The 20,801-nt window shown below is 54.2% G+C and carries 16 protein-coding genes; 12 read left to right on the top strand and 4 right to left on the bottom strand.

Features of this window, described 5'->3' with window-relative positions:
• Positions 1 to 70: 70 nt before the first annotated feature.
• Positions 71 to 535 carry a hypothetical protein gene (locus ACZ5CE_RS14445; RefSeq protein WP_464575595.1) on the top strand — a complete coding sequence of 155 codons (465 nt, stop codon included), beginning with the start codon at positions 71 to 73 and terminating at the stop codon, positions 533 to 535.
• A gap of 219 nt (positions 536 to 754) precedes the next feature.
• Here ACZ5CE_RS14445 and ACZ5CE_RS14440 read toward each other — a convergent pair whose 3' ends face one another.
• From ACZ5CE_RS14440 to ACZ5CE_RS14430, 3 genes are all read right to left on the bottom strand, one after another.
• Positions 755 to 1,108 (bottom strand): HVO_A0114 family putative DNA-binding protein, encoded by a 354-nt coding sequence (locus ACZ5CE_RS14440; RefSeq protein ID WP_464575594.1) that lies wholly within the window; start codon positions 1,106 to 1,108, stop codon positions 755 to 757.
• Positions 1,109 to 1,214: 106 nt separating this feature from the next.
• Positions 1,215 to 1,673, bottom strand: coding sequence for a hypothetical protein (locus tag ACZ5CE_RS14435; RefSeq protein ID WP_464575593.1), 459 nt, complete (start codon positions 1,671 to 1,673; stop codon positions 1,215 to 1,217).
• 212 nt (positions 1,674 to 1,885) lie between these two features.
• Entirely contained in the window at positions 1,886 to 2,863 is a 978-nt protein-coding gene (locus ACZ5CE_RS14430) for a sulfite exporter TauE/SafE family protein (RefSeq protein WP_464575592.1), read from the bottom strand.
• Between the two features lie 232 nt (positions 2,864 to 3,095).
• Here ACZ5CE_RS14430 and ACZ5CE_RS14425 point away from each other — a divergent pair, with 232 nt between their 5' ends.
• Positions 3,096 to 3,473 (top strand): DUF2784 domain-containing protein, encoded by a 378-nt coding sequence (locus tag ACZ5CE_RS14425; protein WP_464575591.1) that lies wholly within the window; start codon positions 3,096 to 3,098, stop codon positions 3,471 to 3,473.
• 165 nt (positions 3,474 to 3,638) lie between these two features.
• Positions 3,639 to 6,809 carry a DUF748 domain-containing protein gene (locus ACZ5CE_RS14420; RefSeq protein ID WP_464575590.1) on the top strand — a complete coding sequence of 1,057 codons (3,171 nt, stop codon included), beginning with the start codon at positions 3,639 to 3,641 and terminating at the stop codon, positions 6,807 to 6,809.
• Between the two features lie 421 nt (positions 6,810 to 7,230).
• On the opposite strand, the gene ACZ5CE_RS14415 is transcribed toward ACZ5CE_RS14420, so the two are convergent.
• Positions 7,231 to 8,952, bottom strand: coding sequence for an OprO/OprP family phosphate-selective porin (locus ACZ5CE_RS14415; RefSeq protein ID WP_464575589.1), 1,722 nt, complete (start codon positions 8,950 to 8,952; stop codon positions 7,231 to 7,233).
• Between the two features lie 319 nt (positions 8,953 to 9,271).
• On the opposite strand from ACZ5CE_RS14415, the gene ACZ5CE_RS14410 reads away from it, so the two are divergent.
• The 9 genes from ACZ5CE_RS14410 to ACZ5CE_RS14370 all read left to right on the top strand — a co-directional run bounded on the left by ACZ5CE_RS14410 (position 9,272) and on the right by ACZ5CE_RS14370 (position 20,749).
• Positions 9,272 to 9,529, top strand: a complete 258-nt coding sequence (locus tag ACZ5CE_RS14410) for a DUF2024 family protein (protein ID WP_464575588.1) — start codon at positions 9,272 to 9,274, stop codon at positions 9,527 to 9,529.
• A gap of 278 nt (positions 9,530 to 9,807) precedes the next feature.
• Positions 9,808 to 10,464, top strand: a complete 657-nt coding sequence (locus ACZ5CE_RS14405) for a S1 family peptidase (RefSeq protein WP_464575587.1) — start codon at positions 9,808 to 9,810, stop codon at positions 10,462 to 10,464.
• A gap of 250 nt (positions 10,465 to 10,714) precedes the next feature.
• Positions 10,715 to 11,197 carry a response regulator gene (locus tag ACZ5CE_RS14400; RefSeq protein WP_464575585.1) on the top strand — a complete coding sequence of 161 codons (483 nt, stop codon included), beginning with the start codon at positions 10,715 to 10,717 and terminating at the stop codon, positions 11,195 to 11,197.
• 39 nt (positions 11,198 to 11,236) lie between these two features.
• Positions 11,237 to 11,902, top strand: a complete 666-nt coding sequence (locus ACZ5CE_RS14395; RefSeq protein WP_464575584.1) for a response regulator transcription factor — start codon at positions 11,237 to 11,239, stop codon at positions 11,900 to 11,902.
• 766 nt (positions 11,903 to 12,668) lie between these two features.
• Positions 12,669 to 14,066 (top strand): TIGR03013 family XrtA/PEP-CTERM system glycosyltransferase, encoded by a 1,398-nt coding sequence (locus ACZ5CE_RS14390; protein WP_464575583.1) that lies wholly within the window; start codon positions 12,669 to 12,671, stop codon positions 14,064 to 14,066.
• 16 nt (positions 14,067 to 14,082) lie between these two features.
• On the top strand, positions 14,083 to 16,170 hold the full coding sequence (gene prsK / locus ACZ5CE_RS14385) for an XrtA/PEP-CTERM system histidine kinase PrsK (RefSeq protein WP_464575582.1): 2,088 nt from the start codon (positions 14,083 to 14,085) through the stop codon (positions 16,168 to 16,170).
• Positions 16,171 to 16,522: 352 nt separating this feature from the next.
• Positions 16,523 to 17,875 carry a PEP-CTERM-box response regulator transcription factor gene (gene prsR, locus ACZ5CE_RS14380; protein ID WP_464575581.1) on the top strand — a complete coding sequence of 451 codons (1,353 nt, stop codon included), beginning with the start codon at positions 16,523 to 16,525 and terminating at the stop codon, positions 17,873 to 17,875.
• Between the two features lie 58 nt (positions 17,876 to 17,933).
• Positions 17,934 to 19,517 carry an acyl-CoA ligase (AMP-forming), exosortase A system-associated gene (locus tag ACZ5CE_RS14375; RefSeq protein ID WP_464575580.1) on the top strand — a complete coding sequence of 528 codons (1,584 nt, stop codon included), beginning with the start codon at positions 17,934 to 17,936 and terminating at the stop codon, positions 19,515 to 19,517.
• Positions 19,514 to 20,749 carry a pyridoxal-dependent decarboxylase, exosortase A system-associated gene (locus tag ACZ5CE_RS14370; RefSeq protein ID WP_464575579.1) on the top strand — a complete coding sequence of 412 codons (1,236 nt, stop codon included), beginning with the start codon at positions 19,514 to 19,516 and terminating at the stop codon, positions 20,747 to 20,749. Before ACZ5CE_RS14375 ends, ACZ5CE_RS14370 begins: the two co-directional genes overlap by 4 nt.
• Positions 20,750 to 20,801 lie beyond the last annotated feature (52 nt).

The raw sequence follows: 20,801 nt of genomic DNA, 5'->3' as shown, positions 1-20,801 counted from the left end.
CTTTCCTTTATCCAAGCTGAGCCTCGGTCTTTAGTCGTACGAGGATTCGAATTGCAGACAGGAGTATCCAATGAAGCATCGCTATGTAGCCGCGCACCCGTTGGAAAACCCCGAAGTGGTTATCAATCTCTGGGCCTATTCCGATGAATACGGCACCATACTGCGCCTGGCCGGCAAGACCTATGTCATGCAGGGGACCGATAGCGAGAAGCTAGCATTGCTTCGCCAACTCGCGGTAACCGATTTTCTCTCTGCCAGTTGGCATAAAGTGCCTGCGAATTTCACCATCCAGCACGCCGAATTTGGCGAGATTAAGGAGGCGGCACAAGCATCGATGATCAGCGACCCGCATTACCACGAATACCTGTTCGGCCCGTTGATCGAAACGCTGGCGCAGTCGATTCCCGAACAGGCTCGCAACGTAAACGGCGAGTACCAGAAATTTCGGCTGGAACTGCCGGAAGCCCCGCTCTTCGTATCGACCATGGTAATGGAGTATGAAGACGGAACGCTGGTACCCATGGTATCAGCGTAACCCCTGGCCCAACTCATCGAAGACGTACTGCCTTCTGATCCAGGCGGTCGAGCCTCTCGGCCATGCGCGGCCATGACGTATTGATGGAAGCGTGATATTTGCCGTTCATTGCTGCGGTTCTACTCCAATCTGGGTGTACTGTGATGCAGTCACTTCCCTTCTTCATACTATGCTCGAGCAATTCTTCCAAGCAGACACACTGGACAATTAAGCTCCAATTTATTGAGCGGTCAATATTTGGAACTCGGTGGCGTTGACGATGGGGCGCACACGCCGGTTCTCGCGCCGCATTTCCACAATTCCATAATGGGACATGGTCTTCAGAGTACGGGAAAGATTGCCTGGCTTTCGTCCGGTAATCGCTGCAAGACCGGCAATCGATTCGGGTTGAGATTTTTGGATAACAGCAAGCAAGGCACGATTTTCATCACTCAAGACCTCGGCAAGCGATTTCATCGAGGCAAACCAAACCTTCGGTTCACCTGGCCTGGATTTGTACGCGCCTTTTGCTATCGCCAGCATGCGTTCCCGGATTTTTTCCTGAGGCATGATGCCAATCACAATTCTTTTCATAGCTTTATTTCCTAAAGACTCAACGGCAACCCATGCGGCCGCTGGTTTTGGGGATTAGGAATGGTCAGAGTTTTAGACTTGAAATCGACTTGTTCCCATGCGTGAATTATTTCACTCTATATCCGCACGCCTTCGTGATCTTCCACGAATATTCCCGCGTATGGTCGGACGGCAATAGCATGGAAAGCGAGCCCGTGCTGTTGGGCTTCACTGCCAGAGGCAAATCGTACTCGCGGCCGGTTTCGGAACTGGCAGGGATCAGCTTTCCTCCTCGCGTAACAAGCACGGTTACTTGCGTCACAGTATATTCGGCATTGGCATTATGAAGGGTCCCGCTGAAAATCCCGTACCCGAATCCGCCACGCGCATCAAGCCTGGCGAGTGCGCCAGGAGGCAGTGGCATGCTATCGGGCTCGTTCCCCGACAGTTTTTTGGGACAGGAATGTTTGCCGGTGTCGCCGGCGGAGTTATCCTGAGCAGGAAAACTGGCGGCATTTACATGGGTGGCTGTCAGCGATATGAGCAGCGGGGACGCCAGAAGGACGGGGAACATGATGACTTGCATAATGACCGATCCTGCTCCCGCTGGAGAAAGGGTTAAACCTGAAAAGGAATGTAAGGCTGAGAACCCATTTTCTCGCAATGGCTCGGCCATATCAAGGAATGGGAGGATTCAAACTTTGGACATACCGCCGGGCGTGAGGGAAACGCGATCCATGTGATGTGGAAAGGGTTTAATGCGGAAGGAATAAAACGGCGGAATAAATCAGAGGATATCTATGTGCCGATGGCGCGGTATAGATTGTAGAGGCTGATGAGGGTGATGAGGGTTCCTACCAGTATGAGCAAGGTTTTGGCATGCAATTTCTTGCACAGCACCGCGGCAAAGGGTGCCGCGAACAAACCGCCGAAGACCAGTCCCACGATGATGGGCCACGTATTGGTTTCCATCAGCAGGGTAAAAACCGTCGCGCCTGCAAGCGTCAGGAAGAACTCGGCGAAATTTACCGAGCCGATCGTGGTGCGGGGATCGTTACCCGAACCGACGAGGGTCGAAGTCACCACCGGTCCCCAGCCCCCGCCTCCTGCCGCATCGACGAATCCGCCAAACAGCGCGAGCTTTCCGACATGTTTGGGGGCATTTTTCCGAAGGCGCAGCGGGCGGAACGCTTTGCTGAGGATGTAAATTCCCAGCATTAAAAGATAAGCGGAGATATAGGGTTTGAATGCGGCGCCGTCGACCTGCGTCACCAGAATGGCGCCCAGTATGCCCCCCAGGATGCCCGGCACAAGCAACCTGACAAACAGATCCTTGTTGACGTTGCCGAACTTGGCGTGGGAGATGCCGGATACGCCTGTCGTGAAAATCTCCGCAATATGCACGCTGGCGCTGGCCACACCAGGGCTGGCGCCTGTTGCCAGCAAAAAGGTGGTAGCGGTGACCCCATAGGCCATACCCAGTGCGCCATCCACCACCTGGGCAAGAAATCCTACCAGAACTGCGCTCCAGAACACTTTTCCGCTGATCGTTTCCCCAATGATCTGCCAACTGCCAGACCAGTTATTCGATAGAAAGAAACGGGCGGCGAGAAACAGGACCAGGACAATCAGAACAAGGCCGGCAAACCACATTGCGGCATGCAGCAGCGGATGGGTTCCGGGGTGGGACACGGGTTCCTCGACAGGTGGAAGCCCCAGTTCCTGATGTTCCGCGTTGATCGGGTTTTGTGTCAGGTCCAGATTGCGAATTTTCATATATATTTACCCGCTCGTTGCGGGCAAACTATACCGGCAACTTGATGCATCCAGAAATAACTGAATAGAATATGGATATTCTTTTCCACTTTTTGCGGAAAAATCCCTTCCGTGAAAGCCGATTTCGGCTGAAAGGCGTTGTCGCCTTTTCCCTTATATCGGACTAATTCGCCGCAACTGGAGCCCGATTTTCCCTCCCCTGCGAATATAGGGGACGAGATCGTGTGACCTCATGCTTCTCGCCGATATCATACTCATCATCCATTTTCTGTTCGTGCTATTCGTCGTGGGAAGCGTGCCGGCTATCTGGATCGGGGCACGGCTGGGATGGCGCTTCGTGCGCAATATCCGGTTCAGGCTGGTTCATCTCGGCGCTATCCTGTTTGTATCTCTCGAATCGCTCGCCGGCATGGTATGCCCTCTCACCCTGCTGGAGGATTCGCTGCGGCGTACGCCGGCAGATACCAGCTTCATCCAGCGCTGGCTGCATCATATTCTTTTTTATGATGTTCCCGAAGGAGTACTGACCGTGCTTTATGTGATGTTTGCGATCCTGGTGGCCGTTACCTTCAAATTCGTTCCTCCGTCGCGCCATCGGCGCGCCGGCTGATTTACGGGAATCCCATCTCCATATTGACCAGCCCTGATGCTGAGCGTAGAGTCTGAAGTCAGAATGAAGTCATAAAAAGTCGCCGGCTATCGCGATAAAATCCTCGCCATGCGGCACTGAGTTGTAACATCATTTCGAAATCACGGCAGGAGTTAAATCGAGATCATGTCTCTGGCATCATTTTTCCGCCGAATGAATACCCGCCAGCGTCTGCTTGCCGCGCTCGGCATTCTTGCCATAGTCATTGCCCTGTTTGGCCTGCTTGGCTATTTCTGGCTGCCGGGATATGCAAAAGGCAAAGTGGAAACATTGCTGTCGGAGACGTTGCACCGGCCCGTCACCGTTCAGGCAATCGAAATTCAACCCTTTACCCTGGAACTGACCATCCGCGGGTTTCGCATAGGCGAAAGGCCAGACAGCGCGGATGCCGGCAAGGCATTGTTCTCCGTCGGCGAGCTGTATACTGATTTGAGCAGCGCATCCATTTTCAAGCGCGCACCGGTGATCAGCGTCCTGTCGATAAAAGAGCCGGCTATCCGCCTGGTACGCGAAGGCGAGCAGCGCTTCAACATCACCGATCTGGTGGAAGAACTCATGAACCGTCCCGAGAAACCGGACGACGGGACCAAATCCCTGTTTTCCGTGAGCAACATTACGATTTCCGGCGGCCGTTTCGAATTCCTCGACCGGCTCAAAAAGAGCCAACAGGAGATTTCCGACATTCGTCTCGGAGTGCCCTTCGTCGCCAACTTCGAAAATGACCAGGAAACCTGGGTGGAACCGCATTTCAGCGCCAAGGTGAACGGTGCGGCGCTTGATCTCAACGGCAAGGTGCGTCCCTTTACCCGGAATCGGGAAGCCACGCTCGAGCTCAAGTTAAACGATATCGACCTGATGCGGATAGACGAGTATTCGCCTATTCCCGTGGGCATCCGGCTGCGTTCCGGGCGCTTCGATAGCGACCTGTCCCTGGTCTTTACCCAGGCCGATGGGGAACCGCCTGGGATGGTTCTGACAGGCAGTACTGCATTACGTGGACTGCAAGTAGAAAACGGGGCGGTGGAAGTGCCTTATACCGCGAAACTCGATCGGCTCGACGTCAAGTTGACTGAAGTCAATTTGAGTAGCCAGAAGGCTTCGCGCGCGGGATTGACGCTGAGCGATCTCGCATTGGTACGCGAAACCGAATCGGAACCGGTGCTCCATTTGCCAAAGCTGGGGGTGGATGAAATCACGGTTGATCCGGGGCAGCGCAGCGCCACTATCGGTACGGTAACGCTCGATGGATTCAAGGCATCGATGCGCCGCGAAAAGGATGGACGGATCGACATTGCCAAACTTTTCGCGCCATCGCAGGCCAAGACTAAAACACCGGCAGAGCCGGAGGCCGCCCCCGCCAATACGGAGACGATTCCCGCAAAAGCGGAGGCCGGCAAGCCATGGACGACACGGCTCCACAGCGTGAAGCTGGCGGGGGCGGCTTTACGCTACGAGGATGCGACGTTGGCGGGGGTTGCTCCCATGGTGGTCGATCCGCTGGATCTAACCGTCAGCGATATCGACCTCGCTGGCGCCACCCCGCTCAACCTGATTCTAAAGGCAGCGGTGAATAAAAAAGGCAGTCTCGAAACAGAGGGTACGCTGGGTTGGGCGCCGCTGGCTGTCGATCTCGCCATCAACGCAAAGGAGCTCGAGCTTGTTTCGTTGCAAGGCTGGGCTGGCGATCGATTGAATGTCTTGCTGACGCGAGGGGCCGCCTCCTTCAAGGGCAAGGTCAAAGCGGATGGAACGCCTTTGAAGGTGGCGGTGAATGGCGAGAGCCGGTTTACCAATTTCAATGTCATCGACAAGGTTAGCGCATCGGATCTTCTGCGCTGGCGAAGTCTTGATGTCAGTGGCATCGAGTTTGTTAACGAGCCGCTGCGAGTGGATATCAATTCGGTCGCGATTGCCGATTTCTTTGCGTTTGTCGTCCTCACTCCCGAGGGGCAGCTCAACCTGAAAGATATCGTCAAGCAGGACAAGGATGCATCATCGCCAGGGACTGCATCGGCGGCGCCGGCGATGTCTGGGGAAAAAACCGCTGCTGCCACGCCACCTGTCGCCGCTGGGGCCTCTTCTCCGCCTCCCCCCCAGCAGGCGGGCAAACCCCAGCCGGTTCGCATAGGCCGCGTCGTGCTGCAGGGGGGCAATGTCAACTTCAATGATCGATTCATCAAGCCCAATTATCGGGCAAACCTGACCGGTCTTGCCGGACGTGTGGGTCCGCTGGATCCCAAAAAACCGGGGGAAATAGATATTCGCGGGATGGTGGACAAAACTGCTCCCCTGAAAATCGATGGCAAGGTCGATACCATGGGGAAAGAAGTCTATCTCGACATCACCGCATCGGCGAAGGGCATCGATATGCCTACCTTCAGTCCTTATTCCGGCAAGTACATCGGTTATGCCATCGAGAAAGGCAAGCTGTCGGTCGATATACATTACCACGTCGAAAAAGGAGAATTGACGGCTGAGAACAATGTTTTTCTCGACCAGTTGACCTTGGGGGAAAAGGTTGAAAGTCCGGATGCGCTATCGATTCCGGTAAACCTCGCCTTGTCATTGCTGACCAACCGACGGGGTGAAATCGACGTCCATTTACCGATCAGCGGCTCCATCAACGATCCCCAGTTCAGCATCGGGGGGCTGATTGTCAAAGTCCTGCTTAATCTGCTTACCAAGGCGGCGACTGCGCCCTTCGCCCTGCTTGGTTCATTGCTGGGTGGTGGTGAAGAGTTGTCGCAAGTAGATTTTTTGCCGGGCGATGCAAAGATCTCGCCCGAAGCCGAAAAACGCCTTCAGACGTTATCCAAGGCCTTGATAGACCGGCCGGCCCTCAAGCTCGAAATCACGGGAAGAGCCGATCCGGAGAATGACCCTGAAGCCTTGAAGCGCGCCATACTCGAGCGCAAGGTCAAAACCCAGAAACTGCTGGAAAGCGTGAAAAAGGGAGTGGAAACCGGTTCGGTGGATGATATCGAGCTCAAGCCTGAGGAATACGAAAAGTACCTGACGCTTGCCTATAAAGAAGAAAAGTTTGCCAAACCAAAAAACGTGGTGGGCCTGAACAAGAGCCTGCCCGTGCCGGAGATGGAGCAATTGATGCTGGCTAACATTAGTGCCGGCGACAGCGAGATGCGGGATCTTGCCGAGCGCCGGGCCGTCGCCGCGCGCGACTGGCTGGTCGGGCAGGGAGGTGTTCCAGGCGATCGCGTGTTTGTACTGGAACCAAAAGTCGAGGCGGAAGCGGACGGCAAGAAATCCGTCAGCTATGCGGAATTCTCGCTGAGGTGAACCGGGTATTATCCTAAATCCGGCAGTTGGACGGGGTGGAGTGTGCGGTTTTTGGAGTGCAGGGCAAGGTGCTGCGACGCGGAATGGCCATTCCATTCCAAGGAGTTGCAACGCAGCCATGTGCCGTAAAAACCGCACAATCTGCCCTGTAGCGAACTCACCATATAGGTGAACGTTGAGTATCGCGAAAAGTCTCGGTGAATCATGGTTCTAAACTAAAATGAGCGGTCAACTGCCGGATTTAGGATTATGGATCAATTCAGATTCCCGGCGCCATTCGGAACCCCGGGCTTGAATTGAGAACAATCAGGACTTGAAAATTTGATCCCGGCCTTAGGGAACCCCTGAACAAATGGCGTTGTGCTCCCTGGCATCGTAGTTCCGGCTACGATCTTCGTCGGCGCCTTATCCCATCTCGATTTTACCAATCCACCTGGACCTGTGTCAGGAAAGAGGCGAGGTCGGCGTTATTGAAGGCTGCGGTGCGAGGGATTGGCGACCCGCTCGTATCCACATTCAGAACATAGGTAATATTATTTTGTATTTTCACATGGGTATGGGGATACCAGTTCAGGGCAAACCTGACCATATCCATCTTTCCGCCTCTGATCACCCCGCTGTTCAAATTGAGGTAATCATAGCCGCCGGCGATTTCCCACGCTCCCCACCCTGGGCCGCTCCACTGGAAATTCTGCTTCGGTTTTATGCGGTTGGCCGCGCCATTCCTGACATGATACGCTTTGGATTCCCCGGTTAAGAAGTAGCTGGCAAAGCCGTAGTAGCCGGTAAAGTGTTCTCCATCATAGCCCTGGCCATTTATGTTGGTTCGCAGATACTCTGTCTGAACCGAAAATGGCCCATGCACCAGCCAGCCTTCCGCGCCAAAGCGGTCGTAGCTGTCTATCCGCCGGGAGCCCGGCGCGCCCCGGTTCCCAATGCTCAGGTTGCCGGTATTCAGCACATTGGTACGGTCGACGTTGGTTCCGGGGAAGGCGAAGAACGCCATACCGCCTCCTCCTCCCGTCTGGTTGGGTCCGACGTTGATCGTGCCATTGGCCTGGTATTGGGTATTGACAACGGTATGCCCGGCCGAAATCCCGATATGCGCAAACTTGGTTTCGCTTTCCATCCACGGTCTTCCCGTGATCCGGCCGATTCCCTCCCATCCGGAATCACCAGACCCATTATTGCGGGGATTGTTACCAGCGGCGTTAACCGAAGAGGAGGCGGCAGACCAGGGACCGACCGGCTCAGTTTGAAATGCAATGCCGAATTGAAAACGCGGCACTGCATAATTGGCTCCTATGCCCGTCTTGTATGTATTGGGGTTGTCAATAAAGGAAGCAACTGCCATGTGGCGTTCGATAAACGTGAGGAAGCGGTTGCTGGCAGCTTCCTCCAGGCTGAAAGGCTCCTTGAATGAGCCGATCTTTACGGAAAAAGGTTTGTTGAGGTTCATGCGTATGAAAGCGTCGGTAACCCCGGCCGCTACCGCGCCATTGCCTCGAGTAAAGTCATATTCGAATTTATAATCCCAGATCTTGAAAAAGGTACCTTCGACGCCAAGACGAGCTCGGCGTATAGACGCCCCGCTATTGAGTTCATTGGGTAGATTGCTGCCGGTGGCCGGCAATACATCATTGAGGAAATTGTATTGCGACGCAGCTTGAATTCTTCCATTCACTGCAAATGTGAAATTGCCGTCCTTGCTGGAAAAATGGGGAGCGCCTTCGGTAAAGTCAGTGTGGACCTTCTCAGCATCCTTGACCCGCTCGTCAAGCGAGGCGATCTCGCTGACGAGGCGCGCTTCCCGCATTTTGGCTTTTAGCTCCATATCCTTTCGCATCGCCGCCAGATCCACCCCCTCTGTTGGCTCGACAGCACTTTCCACTCCACCTTCAGCGGTGCCTGATTTCCTGTCCACCGCCACAACCGGGGCTCTGGAGGCTGCCCTGTCCGTGGTTTTGGCCGGGATGTCCTCTCTCACGAAGGAACCCATGTGTACGCGGCCAGGACCGGGTTTTGCATAGATTTGTTCGGTCTTCGTGTCGACGTACAGATCGATGGCGATTGCTGTGGATGATGCGCCGGCGCCCAGCGCGGCCGCCACTGCCAGGGCAATCCTGGATGCTCTAAAAACCATAATCGCCTCTCGTCTATTTGAAAATCCGTTCGAGAATACGGCGGTAAAATGTCTATTTCATTGCAGTTTTATGACCGTTGTGTGACAAACATAGTAAGGTTGGACTATTGAGTTTAACCGGCGCCGGGGCGGCTATCGGGACTGCACGAACCCCGATATTTTTCACTGGCTATCGCGGCCGCATCTTGTTCATGTCTTCGCATTTCACTTTTCTTGCCGCCGTGATAGTCTATGTGCTGAGCTGTCTCCGGTTGGAGACAATTGTTGATGCATCAAGGCAATTGGGGATTCCCCGGGCCGCTACTTAAGAGGAGCAGTGATGGAAATTCATGTATATGACACTTATGTTAAAGCCAAGGATGGTCACACGATGCACTTCGATGTATTCACTTCGGTCAGGGATGATAAAAAAGCGATCGAATACGCCAAACAGTGGCTTTCATCGATCGGAGAAGGGGATGCGGTCGTAACCAGCAGGGAATGTAATTTCTGTCACAGCCAGGGTGCGCCCAATAATGTTGCCGAAGCCATCAATAAGGACGGCTATTTCATCTACAAGATGGAAGGTTGCCGCTAACCCTGCACGAACCGGCGAACCGGCAAATGAAGAGAGAAAGCTAAAATAGAGAGACAGGAAGTTGATGCCGGGAGCAGGGACGTGCTCAGGCACAGTTGGACATCATGTCCTGCTATGGGAAACCGATGATGGGCACGTGTCGTACTTTTCGAATCTCGTTGTTTGGTTGTATCGCAAGTCTGGCCATTCCGGGGCTCATGTGCATTTCGCACGCTTGGTCAAGTGATCTTGTCAGGACCATCGAAAACGTAAAGCCTTCGATAGTCGGAATAGGAACGGTGCAAAAGACGCGTTCTCCGCCGGTCAACTTCCTTGGCACCGGTTTCGTGGTCGACGACGGGTTACATGTTGTCACCAATGCCCATGTTGTTCCCGAAGTGCTGGATATCGCCAACAACGAGTCATATACCGTAATTACGGGAAAGGGCAAGCAGGCGGAGTATCGGGTTGCGGCCATCGCGGCTATCGACAAGGAGCATGATCTTGCCCTGTTGAAAATTACCGGGCCTGCTTTGCCTTCCATGAAATTGGGAGACGCCGACAAGGTCCGGGAAGGGCAAATGCTGGCATTTACCGGGTTTCCTATCGGAATGATTTTGGGTCTATACCCTGTAACCCACCGCGCCATGGTCTCATCGATCACCCCGATTGTGCTGCCCGCGCGTAATTCGCGCCAGCTTGATGCAAAACTGATCAATCAATTGCAAAAATCGGCCTACGTGGTGTTTCAGCTTGACGGCACCGCCTATCCGGGAAATAGCGGAAGCCCGCTCTACGATTCCGAAACCGGGCTTGTGTATGGAGTGATCAATATGGTATTTGTAAAGGGAAAAAAGGAGGCTGCTCTCAGCAACCCGAGCGGCATCACCTATGCTATTCCCGGGAACTATATTCGCGAACTATTAGGGCGCAACCGGTTTGAGGAAGCGCGCTAAACTTCCGCTGAATGCATCTGCGGGGCGTGATGCCGAGGCAGGCCGAGCGTTAGCGGGATCAGTGGTCAGACAAAATCTGTTTTAAGATGTACCCGTTATTCCGCTATGCTGATAGCAGGGCGTAGACCTTGTGGTGAGGTCCTTGGTGGGGTATGAAACAATCAAGCCATCGAGCCGGATGGCGGTAAAGTGGACGAGTTGATTCATTGACAGGTTATGATTCCGGGATGTGCGACGGGGGAGGATAGCGATGGAAACAGTGACTGTGGCAATAGCCGATATGGACCCAGGCAGACGTACAAGATTGGAGCAATCCCTGCAAGGCGGGGAGGGCATCACCGTTCTGACCGATATCATGGCGCCCGGAGGCGATGCGCGAATCGATAGTGACTTTCAAGACTATGAAAATGGCTCGATGGAGGAAGTTGTCGCAAAAATCGCGCAATTGAAGCCTCGTATTCTTTTCATAAATCTCGACCAGTCCATAATCGGGGACTTTGCATTGCTGGATGCCCTGCACCGGGAATGTCCGGAAACGCTCGTGGTCTTGCTGACTGATAGATCTGCCCAGGACGAACAGATAATCCAGGCGCTGGCCTATGGCGCCCGAGGCTGTTTGAGTCACGAGGCGGATCCATGTTATTTTCTGAAGGCTGTGCATGTAATCGATCGTGGCGAGATCTGGGTCACTCGCAAAATGCTGAGTAAAATCATGGATAAAGTATTGCATTAATAAGATATTGAAATTCGACGAAACCATTGGGGAAATGCCTTGATCTTGCTCGCCAGTTCTTCTCAGGATAATTTGTCCCGCTGGGAACAGGGAATACGCGGCCTGGCTCCCATATTCTGCTCGACCAATCTTGACTCCTTGCGGGGTGAGTTGGTGCGGATCAAACCCATAATCCTTCTGCTCGATCTCGATTTGCCCAAACTGGACGGACCGAATGGAATCCTCGGGTTGATGAAATTGAATCCGGAAACCAGGGTAATCATTTTAAGCGGCACGCTTTCGGACGAGATCGAATGGAGTCTCTTCAGGACTGGCGTGAGAGGCTGTTGCAGGGGCGATATTGAGCCCGAGCAATTACAAAATGTCGTCCAGGCTGTTCAGCAGGGTGAATTGTGGATCCGGCGCACGCTGAGCTGGCACCTTCTGAATGAGCTCGTGATGATCACGCAGGAAAAGAACAAGATAAAGCAGGCCGTCGGAGAACTGCTCGCAAATCTCACTCGCAGAGAATATGAAATCGCCACGCTTGTTGGCAACGGAGAAAGCAACAAGCAAATTGCGCGCCGGCTGGACATAACAGAGCGAACGGTCAAAGCCCACCTGACCGAGGTTTTCCGGAAACTGGATGTTGCAGACAGGCTCAAGCTCGCATTGATTGTAAAGGGATCCATGCCTCCGCATGGTTCTACCAGCGTGGGGCACTAATCCGCCTGTCTTTCCTGGATAATCCCATCCAGTATCGGGACCTGCGGCTTTTCTGAGTTCGAGCCTATCCGGACAACTGCTCCATCCCATCATCGCCCGTGGAACTTTCGGCATTCGCAGGTCGAGTACCGCGGAAAGTCTTTGTGGATCATGGCTCTAAACTGGAAATAAGCGGTCAACTACCGGATTTTAAGTTCAAATCTTTCCTCCTTTCCGGTAATCCTTAATTTTCCCCATCCTGCTGTTCAGGCGCCCGCTGTATGGAAAAATGTTCGCTAAAATAAGCCTCGGCTTATTTGCGTACCAAGGTCCAATTGTTCTTGCCCACGAAGTTGCTATCATGTGATAAACAAACCCTGACAGTTTCCGGCTGACTGGACGACAGCTATTCACTGGAAGTCTCGTCCAATATGATATTTGTTTTAATAAATTAAAGAGTTACAAAAAGCTATGCGATATTGGTGCAAGCTGGAATCGTGCGGACTCCATGCGTAACGGGGACGATGGCCTGAGCAATAAGGATGAGCTTTTGTAATTTTCCGGTGCTGGCTTCCGGCAGCCGGGTGGTCTTCGCGAAGGCAGCGCAATAACGAAGTATTGTCGCGTTTAATCCTGCGTCACGACGATGGGGGTCGGCAATCCGCAGCGATAGCCGTGCGTATTGAGCGTATTGGCAGCGCGTAACAACAGTCAGGCAGATTGATATGTAATGCAGCCTTGTGAAGAGGAGATCGCCTTTTCACCGAGGTGCCGCGGAGGGGTCAAATTGCTTCGTATCTACAATCATTATATTTCCAGGACCACCGTCTTGCTCATCGGTACGGAGATTTTCGTATTGATGGCTATGGTTTATTTTGGAGCGGGCATCCGTTTTTTCGGTCAGGCCGAGCCGTTTCCTTTCTCCTTCTCTTCCCTGTTCCCGGAAGCGAGCACCTTTACCTTTGTCATGGTGCTGAGCATGGCTGCGATGGGAATGTATCAACTGGATTCCCGCGTGGATCTCAAAGATACGTTCTTTCGCCTGATGCCCTCCATGGCGCTGGGATTCGCGATCGTGACCCTGGTTTTTTATATTCTGCCGGATCTTTATCTGGGACGGGGGATTCTGGGGCTCGTGATGATGCTTGCTTTGGCGGCCATCCTGTTGACGCGCGCCGCTTTCCTGAAATGGTCCAGGCTGGGGATCCTGGAATCGCAGGCGATAGTTCTGGGTATCGGGGAAAAGGCAAAGGAATTCATCGAGCAGGTTAAAAATGATCCGCGCGGCAGAGGATTCAAAATTGTAGGATTTGTGCCGCTGGCGGACGAAGACCTGAAGGTTCCGTCCTCCGCCGTCCTCCCCAAGGGGTACTCGCTGATGACGCTCGTTAATCTGCACGGCGTCCGGGAAATCGTCATTGCCAAGCAGGAGCGTCGAGGCGGGTCATTTCCGATTCAGGATTTACTGGAATGCAAGCTGAACGGAATCAAGGTGACCGATGAAGCCGCGTTTTTCGAGCGCGAACGGGGGCAAATTCGCGTTAATTCCCTTTCCCCCAGCTGGCTGATCTTTGGCGGCGGATTCGATCAGAGTCTGCTGAGGTCCGGAATAAAGCGGGCTTTCGACCTGGCGGCCAGCGGAGTCCTCCTGATGGTCACGCTGCCCATAATGCTGATCACGGCCCTGTGTATTTTCTTTGAGGACCGGGGGCCTGTCTTCTACCGGCAGGAGCGGGTTGGAAAAGGTGGAAGAACGTTCATGGTTCTGAAGTTCCGCAGCATGGGAAACGATGCCGAGAAAAGCGGAAGACCGCAGTGGGCAACAACAGATGACCCACGAATAACGCGGGTAGGCCGAATCATCAGGAAATTGCGGATCGATGAGCTTCCCCAGATATTCAATGTCTTGAACGGCGAGATGAGTTTTGTCGGGCCTCGGCCGGAACGGCCCTATTTCGTAGATCAGCTTTGTGCTCAAATTCCCTATTACAATGTCAGGCATAGCATCAAGCCGGGAATAACCGGGTGGGCCCAGGTTCGCTATGGCTACGGGTCCTCGGTGGAGGATGCGGTCGAAAAGCTGCAGTATGACTTGTACTACGTCAAGAACCATAGCTTGTTTCTTGATGTCATCATTCTCATAGATACCGTTGAAGTGGTTGTGCTAGGCAAGGGCGGAAGATGATTTCCGGCGGCAAGCCATGCTGATCAGTATTGCGACGGCCAGTTACACCATAGCGGCAGTGGCATACTTGTTTCTGACGGTTTTGCTGCTGACAAGCTGGCGCGGCCGCCTGCATGGAATGGTGCTGCCAGTCGCATGTCTTCTTTCAGTAATATGGGCGGCTGCGCTTGCTTTCCAGGCTACCCAAACCGCCTCCCTCGGGGTTCTTCCGGATATTCTCGAAGTTCTCAGAAACGCTGGCTGGTCGGCTTTTCTTCTCGTGCTGCTAGGGCCCTACCATCAGTCGAGACCTGCCGACACCCGTAAGCTGAGGCCTGCTGTAGCCGCCATAGCAGTACTGTACGTTGCATGCCTGGCTCTGGCGATATACGCCAACTCGGGTTTTTACGCTCCGATACACCGGCCGGCCGAGGCGCTCAATAGCATTACCGGTAGTGTCGTGATGGCAATCCTGGGCATGATCCTCGTGGAGCAGTTGTACCGGAATACGCCAGCAAAACAGCGGTGGGGAATAAAGCTTGCATGCCTCGGCATAGGTGGTATTTTTGCATTCGATTTCTATTTATATAGCGAGGCGTTGCTGTTCAGATTCATCAATACTGAAATCTGGGCTGCGCGCGGCATAGTCAATGCGCTGGTGGTTCCGCTGGTAGCCGTGTCGGCCGCGCGAAATCCCCAGTGGTCTCTGGGCATTACGGTTTCGCGCCGCATCGTATTCTATTCCGTAGCGTTATTTGGCGCCGCTGCGTATCTGTTGGCGATGGCCGCCGCCGGCTACTACCTCCGTTTTTTCGGTGGAAGCTGGGGCACCGTCATGCAGGTGACGTTCCTGTTCGGAGCCCTGGTTTTGCTGCTGGCAGTTTTTTTTTCCGGAACGTTGCGTTCGTGGCTTAAGGTTTTCATCAGCAAGCACTTTTTCAGCTACAACTATGACTATAGGGAGGAATGGCTGCGTTTTACCCGTACCTTGTCGGAGGGAGAGCACGCACTGGGGGAGCGCGCCATCCAGGCTTTGGCGCAACTGGTCGAAAGTCCCGGCGGCGGTTTATGGATCAGGCAGGAGTCCGGCGATTTCGAACCCGTCACGCAATGGAACATGCCGGTTTCGGGCGGGCTTGAGCCAGCGGAAAGTGCGTTTTGTCAATTTTTGCGACAGAAGGAATGGGTCATCGAGTTACAGGAATACGCGACCATCCCCGAAAAGTACGATGGGCTTGTCCTGCCCTCCTGGCTGCAAGGTCTTTCCAAGGCCTGGCTGGTAATACCGCTGATTCAGCACCGGGACCTTTTTGGCTTCGTGGTCCTGGTGCAGCCGAGGAGCAAGGTGAAGCTGAACTGGGAAGTCAGTGATCTGCTCAAGGTTGCCGGCAACCAGGCAGCAAGTTACCTTGCCCAAAACGAAGCAGCCAATGCGCTCCTGGTGGCACGTCAGTTTGAATCCTTCAATCGCATGTCGACATTCGTGGTGCATGACTTGAAAAATCTGGTTTCCCAGTTGTCTCTCCTGTTGTCCAATGCGGAGAAGCATAAGAAAAATCCCGAATTCCAGGAAGATATGGTCGAGACCGTCTATCTTTCCGTTCAAAAAATGAAACGGATACTCGAGAAATTGCGGAGCGGCGGTTCGTCGGAGAAGCCCGCGCCGCTTCTTCTGGCGCCATTATTACGGGATGCGGTAAAGAGCAAATCCGTTACCGAACCGAAACCGGTGCTCGAAATAGAGGATACCGGCGTGACCGTATACGCCAACTCGGTGCGCCTGGAAAGAGTTGTGGGACACCTCATCCAGAATGCGATCGAGGCGACCGCCCGCACCGGCCAGGTAAGGGTTCTGTTGAAAAAAGAGAGGGACTTTGCGATGGTCGAAATAAAAGATACGGGTCATGGCATGAGTGAAGAATTTATTCGAGAGAGGCTCTTCAGGCCTTTCGAATCCACCAAATCGGCAGGCATGGGCATAGGTGTATTCGAAAGCAAGGAGTATGTATCCGAGCTGGGAGGCAAGCTGGAGGTTACCAGCAGCCTCCTGAGCGGTACGGTTTTTCGCGTGGCCCTGCCTCTTTATGCCGAGCAGCGTGCCGTAAAAGCAGTGCATATGAAATGAAAAGGTGTATCGGAGGAGTAACTATTCACAAGCTTTACAAATAACTGGAATTCTTGCGGCTTTTCCTGGCTTGGATGTTTAACCTAAGTCCGGCAGTTGACCGCTCATTTCCAGTTTAGAACTATGATCCACAAAGACTTTCCGAGGTACTTGACGTTCACCTGCATGGTGAATTTGCTACAGGTGGGTTGCGCGATTTTTGGGGCACATGGCTGTGTTGCAACTCCCTGGAATGGAATAGCCATTCCAGGGAGTTGCGTCTTGCCCTGCACTTCAAAAGCCGCATACTCCATCCAGTCCAACTGCCGGATTCAGGTTTGAAGGTATATAAAGGTATATGAGAGGAGTGGAAGTGAATCAGGAGAAAAGGAAGCTGTTGGTAATTGAAGACGATCCTGGGTTGCAAAAGCAATTGCGCTGGAGTTTCGACGCCTATGAAGTGCTGGTGGCGGCAGACCGCGAAAGTGCCCTTTCTCAAGTCAGGCGGCATGAGCCGGCCGTTATTACCATGGATCTCGGGCTTCCCCCCGATCCCGATGGGGCTTCCGAAGGGCTCGCAACACTGGAGCAAATACTCGAGCTTGCACCGGATACCAAGCTGATAGTTCTTACAGGGAATCAGGATCACGGGAACGCATTGAAGGCTATCGGTTTGGGCGCTTATGACTTTCATCAGAAGCCCTTTGACTCCGACATGCTGAGCCTGGTCGTGGAAAGGGCATTTTACGTTTATGCCTTGCAGCAGGAGAACCGCCGCTTATTGCAGACTCAGGCATACTCGCTCATTACGGGCATCATTACCCGGGACCCTGCATTGCTCAAGGTATGCCGCAGCGTCGAAAAGGTGGCGCCATCCGACGCAACCGTGATGCTGCTCGGGGAAAGCGGTACAGGCAAGGAAATTCTGGCTCGAGCGTTGCACCAGTCGAGTGCCAGGCAGGGAAAGCGTTTCATGGCCATCAATTGCGCCGCCATTCCCGAATCCTTGCTGGAAAGCGAACTGTTCGGGTATGAGAAGGGTGCGTATACCGGCGCGGCGAAGCAGACGCTGGGAAAAATCGAGCTTGCCGATGAAGGCACCTTTTTTCTTGATGAGGTGGGCGATCTGCCCATGGCATTACAGGCGAAATTGCTCCGATTCCTGCAGGAAAGAGTCATCGAGCGTATCGGAGGACGCAAGGAAATACCGGTGGATGTCCGTATCGTCTGTGCGACCCATCAGAACCTGAAGAAGTTGATTGAGGAGGGGCGCTTTCGCGAGGATCTCTATTATCGGCTCAGCGAGATCGTTATCACGATTCCCCCTTTGCGAGAACGGATCGGGGATGCTGCCTTGCTGGCGCATCACTTTAAAAACAAATTCTGTGCGCAGGAGAAACGCTCTTCCCTGAATTTCAGCCAGGAGGCAATTGCCGCGATCGAAGGCCATCCCTGGCCCGGCAACGTGCGGGAGATGGAGAACTGCATCAAGCGTGCGGTCATCATGGCGGATGGTCCCCTCATTACCGCCGAAGATCTCGGCTTGCAATCCGCCGCTACTCTGGCCGACCCCATCAACCTTAGGCAGATACGGGACAAGGCAGAGTACGACGCGCTCATGAAGGCACTGGCCCGAGTGGACGGAAATGTTGTCAAGGCGGCGGAGCTGCTCGGTGTGAGTCGGCCCACCATTTACGATTTGATGAACCGGCACGGGCTGAAATGAAGTTTCTTCCGGGCTATTTTTTCAGGACGACTAATTATTGCGTTGGAAGGCTACTTCAATGGTAAATCTTGTTCATGAGCTTATTTCCAGATCGGCGGAACGCTCTCCCGAAAAAGAAGCGCTGATATATCAGGGAAAACGGTTGACATACGAGGCATTGGCGTCAGAGGTGGAAAGCACGCGCGACGCCATGCTCGCGCTCGGGCTCGGTCGAGCGGAGCGTGTCGCCGTTTACCTGGAGAAACGACAGGAGGCGGTGATTTCGTTGTTTGCCGCGGCTGCCGCCGGAGGCGTTTTTGTTCCCGTCAATCCACTCCTGAAACCGGAGCAGGTGGTTTACATTCTCCGGGACTGCAATGTGAGAATCCTGGTAACCTCCCGTGAGCGGCTGCAGCTCCTGGCTCCCGTTTTGCCGCAATGCCATGATCTCCACGCAGTCATCGTGGTGAATTCCGAAGAAATAAGCCGCGGTCCTTCCGGACCGGACATCGTGTCGTGGGGGCAGGCACATGCGAGTGGGAAGGTCGAACCCCACCGCAGCATCGATAGCGATATGGCTGCCATTCTTTATACTTCGGGCAGCACTGGAAAACCAAAAGGTGTGATCCTTTCCCACCGCAACCTGGTGGCAGGAGCCATGAGCGTTGCCCAATACCTGAAGAATAGCCCCGATGATCGCATTCTTTCGGTATTGCCGCTCAGCTTCGACTACGGACTTAGCCAACTTACCACCGCCTTTCACGTGGGCGCCACCAACGTGCTGATGAACCATCTGCTTCCGCGAGACATCATCGCCGCCGTTGAAAAGGAAGGCATTACGGGGCTGGCTGCCGTGCCCCCGCTCTGGATTCAGCTTGCGCAGCTGAATTGGCCGGCTGGTCTTTCCTTGCGTTATATTACCAATTCAGGCGGAGCGATGCCTGGAGCAACCCTTGAATTGCTTCGCGCCAAGCTTTCGGCTACCGCGGTATTTCTCATGTACGGACTTACAGAGGCTTTTCGCTCGACCTATCTGCCTCCCGAAGAAGTGGCCAGGCGGCCAGATTCCATAGGCAAGGCGATTCCGAACGCGGAAGTGCTCGTGGTGCGCGAAGATGGCGTGCCTTGCGCGCCCGGCGAGCCAGGGGAACTGGTGCATCGGGGAGCGCTGGTTTCGATGGGATACTGGAATGACAGGGAAAAAACGCTGGCGCGCTTCAAGCCGGTTTCCTGTCTTCAACCAGGCTTGCCTCTTACCGAACTGGCGGTCTGGTCAGGCGATACTGTACGCATGGACGAAGAGGGTTTCCTGTATTTTATCGGCCGCCGGGATGAAATGATCAAGACTTCGGGCTATCGCGTCAGCCCAACCGAGGTCGAAGAGGTGATATATGCCACCGAATTGGTGGGCGAAGCCGCTGCAATCGGGATTCCTCATCCGGTGCTGGGGCAGGCGATTGTATTGGTCGTGACACCCAGAGCGGGAGCAACTCTTGATACCGAAGCGCTGATGGCCGCATGCAAACTCCAGCTTCCCGGATTCATGTTGCCAGGCCGGATCGACCTGCGCGAAGGAAGCTTGCCCAGGAATCCCAATGGCAAGATCGACCGCAAATCCCTTGCCCAGGAACTCGAGGGCGCTTTCATGGAAGTTGACGCATGAGTAATGTCCCTCCAAGGCACGCTCCGCTGGTCCAGTTTCCCGTTATTGACGACTGCCTCCAGGTCGGTGGCATTCCGCTCTCGCGCCTGGCTCAACGGATAGGCAGAACCCCGTTCTACGCTTACGACCGGGGAAAGATAACAGAACGAATTGCTTTGCTGCGCCGGCATCTGCCTGCCGAGATTCATCTTCACTATGCGATGAAGGCCAATCCCATGCCCGCAGTCGTTCAGCATATGGCAAGCCTGGTGGACGGCCTCGACGTGGCTTCCCTGGCCGAGATGAAGGTCGCTCTCGATACCCCTATGCCTCCCGGTCTTATCAGCTTTGCCGGACCGGGAAAGCGGGACGAGGAACTTTCCTGCGCCATCGCGGCGGGAATCGTCCTCAATATGGAATCGGAGCATGAAATGGAGCGGATCGCCGGGCTGGGAAATCTCCTCGGTATTTGTCCCAAGGTGGCGGTACGAGTAAATCCGGATTTCGAATTAAAATCCTCCAGTATGAAAATGGGGGGAGGCGCCAAGCAATTTGGCGTCGATGCAGAGCGCGTGCCTGCCCTGCTCGCCCGGATCGGCAGGCTTGGTCTCGATTTCCAGGGTTTCCATATTTTCAGCGGTTCACAAAATCTTAAAGTGACGGCTATCCAGGAGGCGCATGAAAAAACTCTGCAACTCGGCATGGAATTGGCCGAGCATGCGCCGGGGCCGGTTCGTTTGCTGAACATTGGCGGTGGTTTTGGCGTGCCTTATTTTCCCGGCGATCAAGCGCTGGACCTCGTTCCGGTAGGCGATAATCTGGGGCGCCTTATGGGCGAGGTAAATAGGCGCCTGCCGGAGGCTCGCGTGGTGATCGAGCTGGGACGCTATCTGGTGGCCGAGGCAGGCATCTATGTGTGCCGCGTATTGGAACGAAAGGAGTCGCGGGGCCAGATATTTCTGATTACGGATGGCGGGCTTCATCATCATCTGGCGGCATCGGGAAATTTTGGCCAGGTGATCCGCAAGAATTTTCCGGTTGCGGTTGGAAACAGGCTAAAAGGGCATGAACGCGAAACGGTTTCAGTGGTGGGACCGCTTTGCACGCCGCTTGATCTGCTGGCGGATCGAATGGAAATGGCCAGGGCGGAGGATGGTGATTTGATTGTCGTCTTTCAATCCGGTGCTTACGGACTTACAGCCAGCCCGACGGCGTTTCTGAGCCATCCCACGCCCGCAGAGGCGCTGGTCTGACATGGGAAGCGTTTAGCGAGGACTTGTTCAGGGTTTCCTTAGGAGCGGTTGG

Source organism: Nitrosospira sp. TNL200, assembly GCF_055386305.1.
The sequence above is the reverse complement of the archived record's forward strand: the minus strand, read 5'-3'. Positions and strand labels throughout refer to the sequence as shown.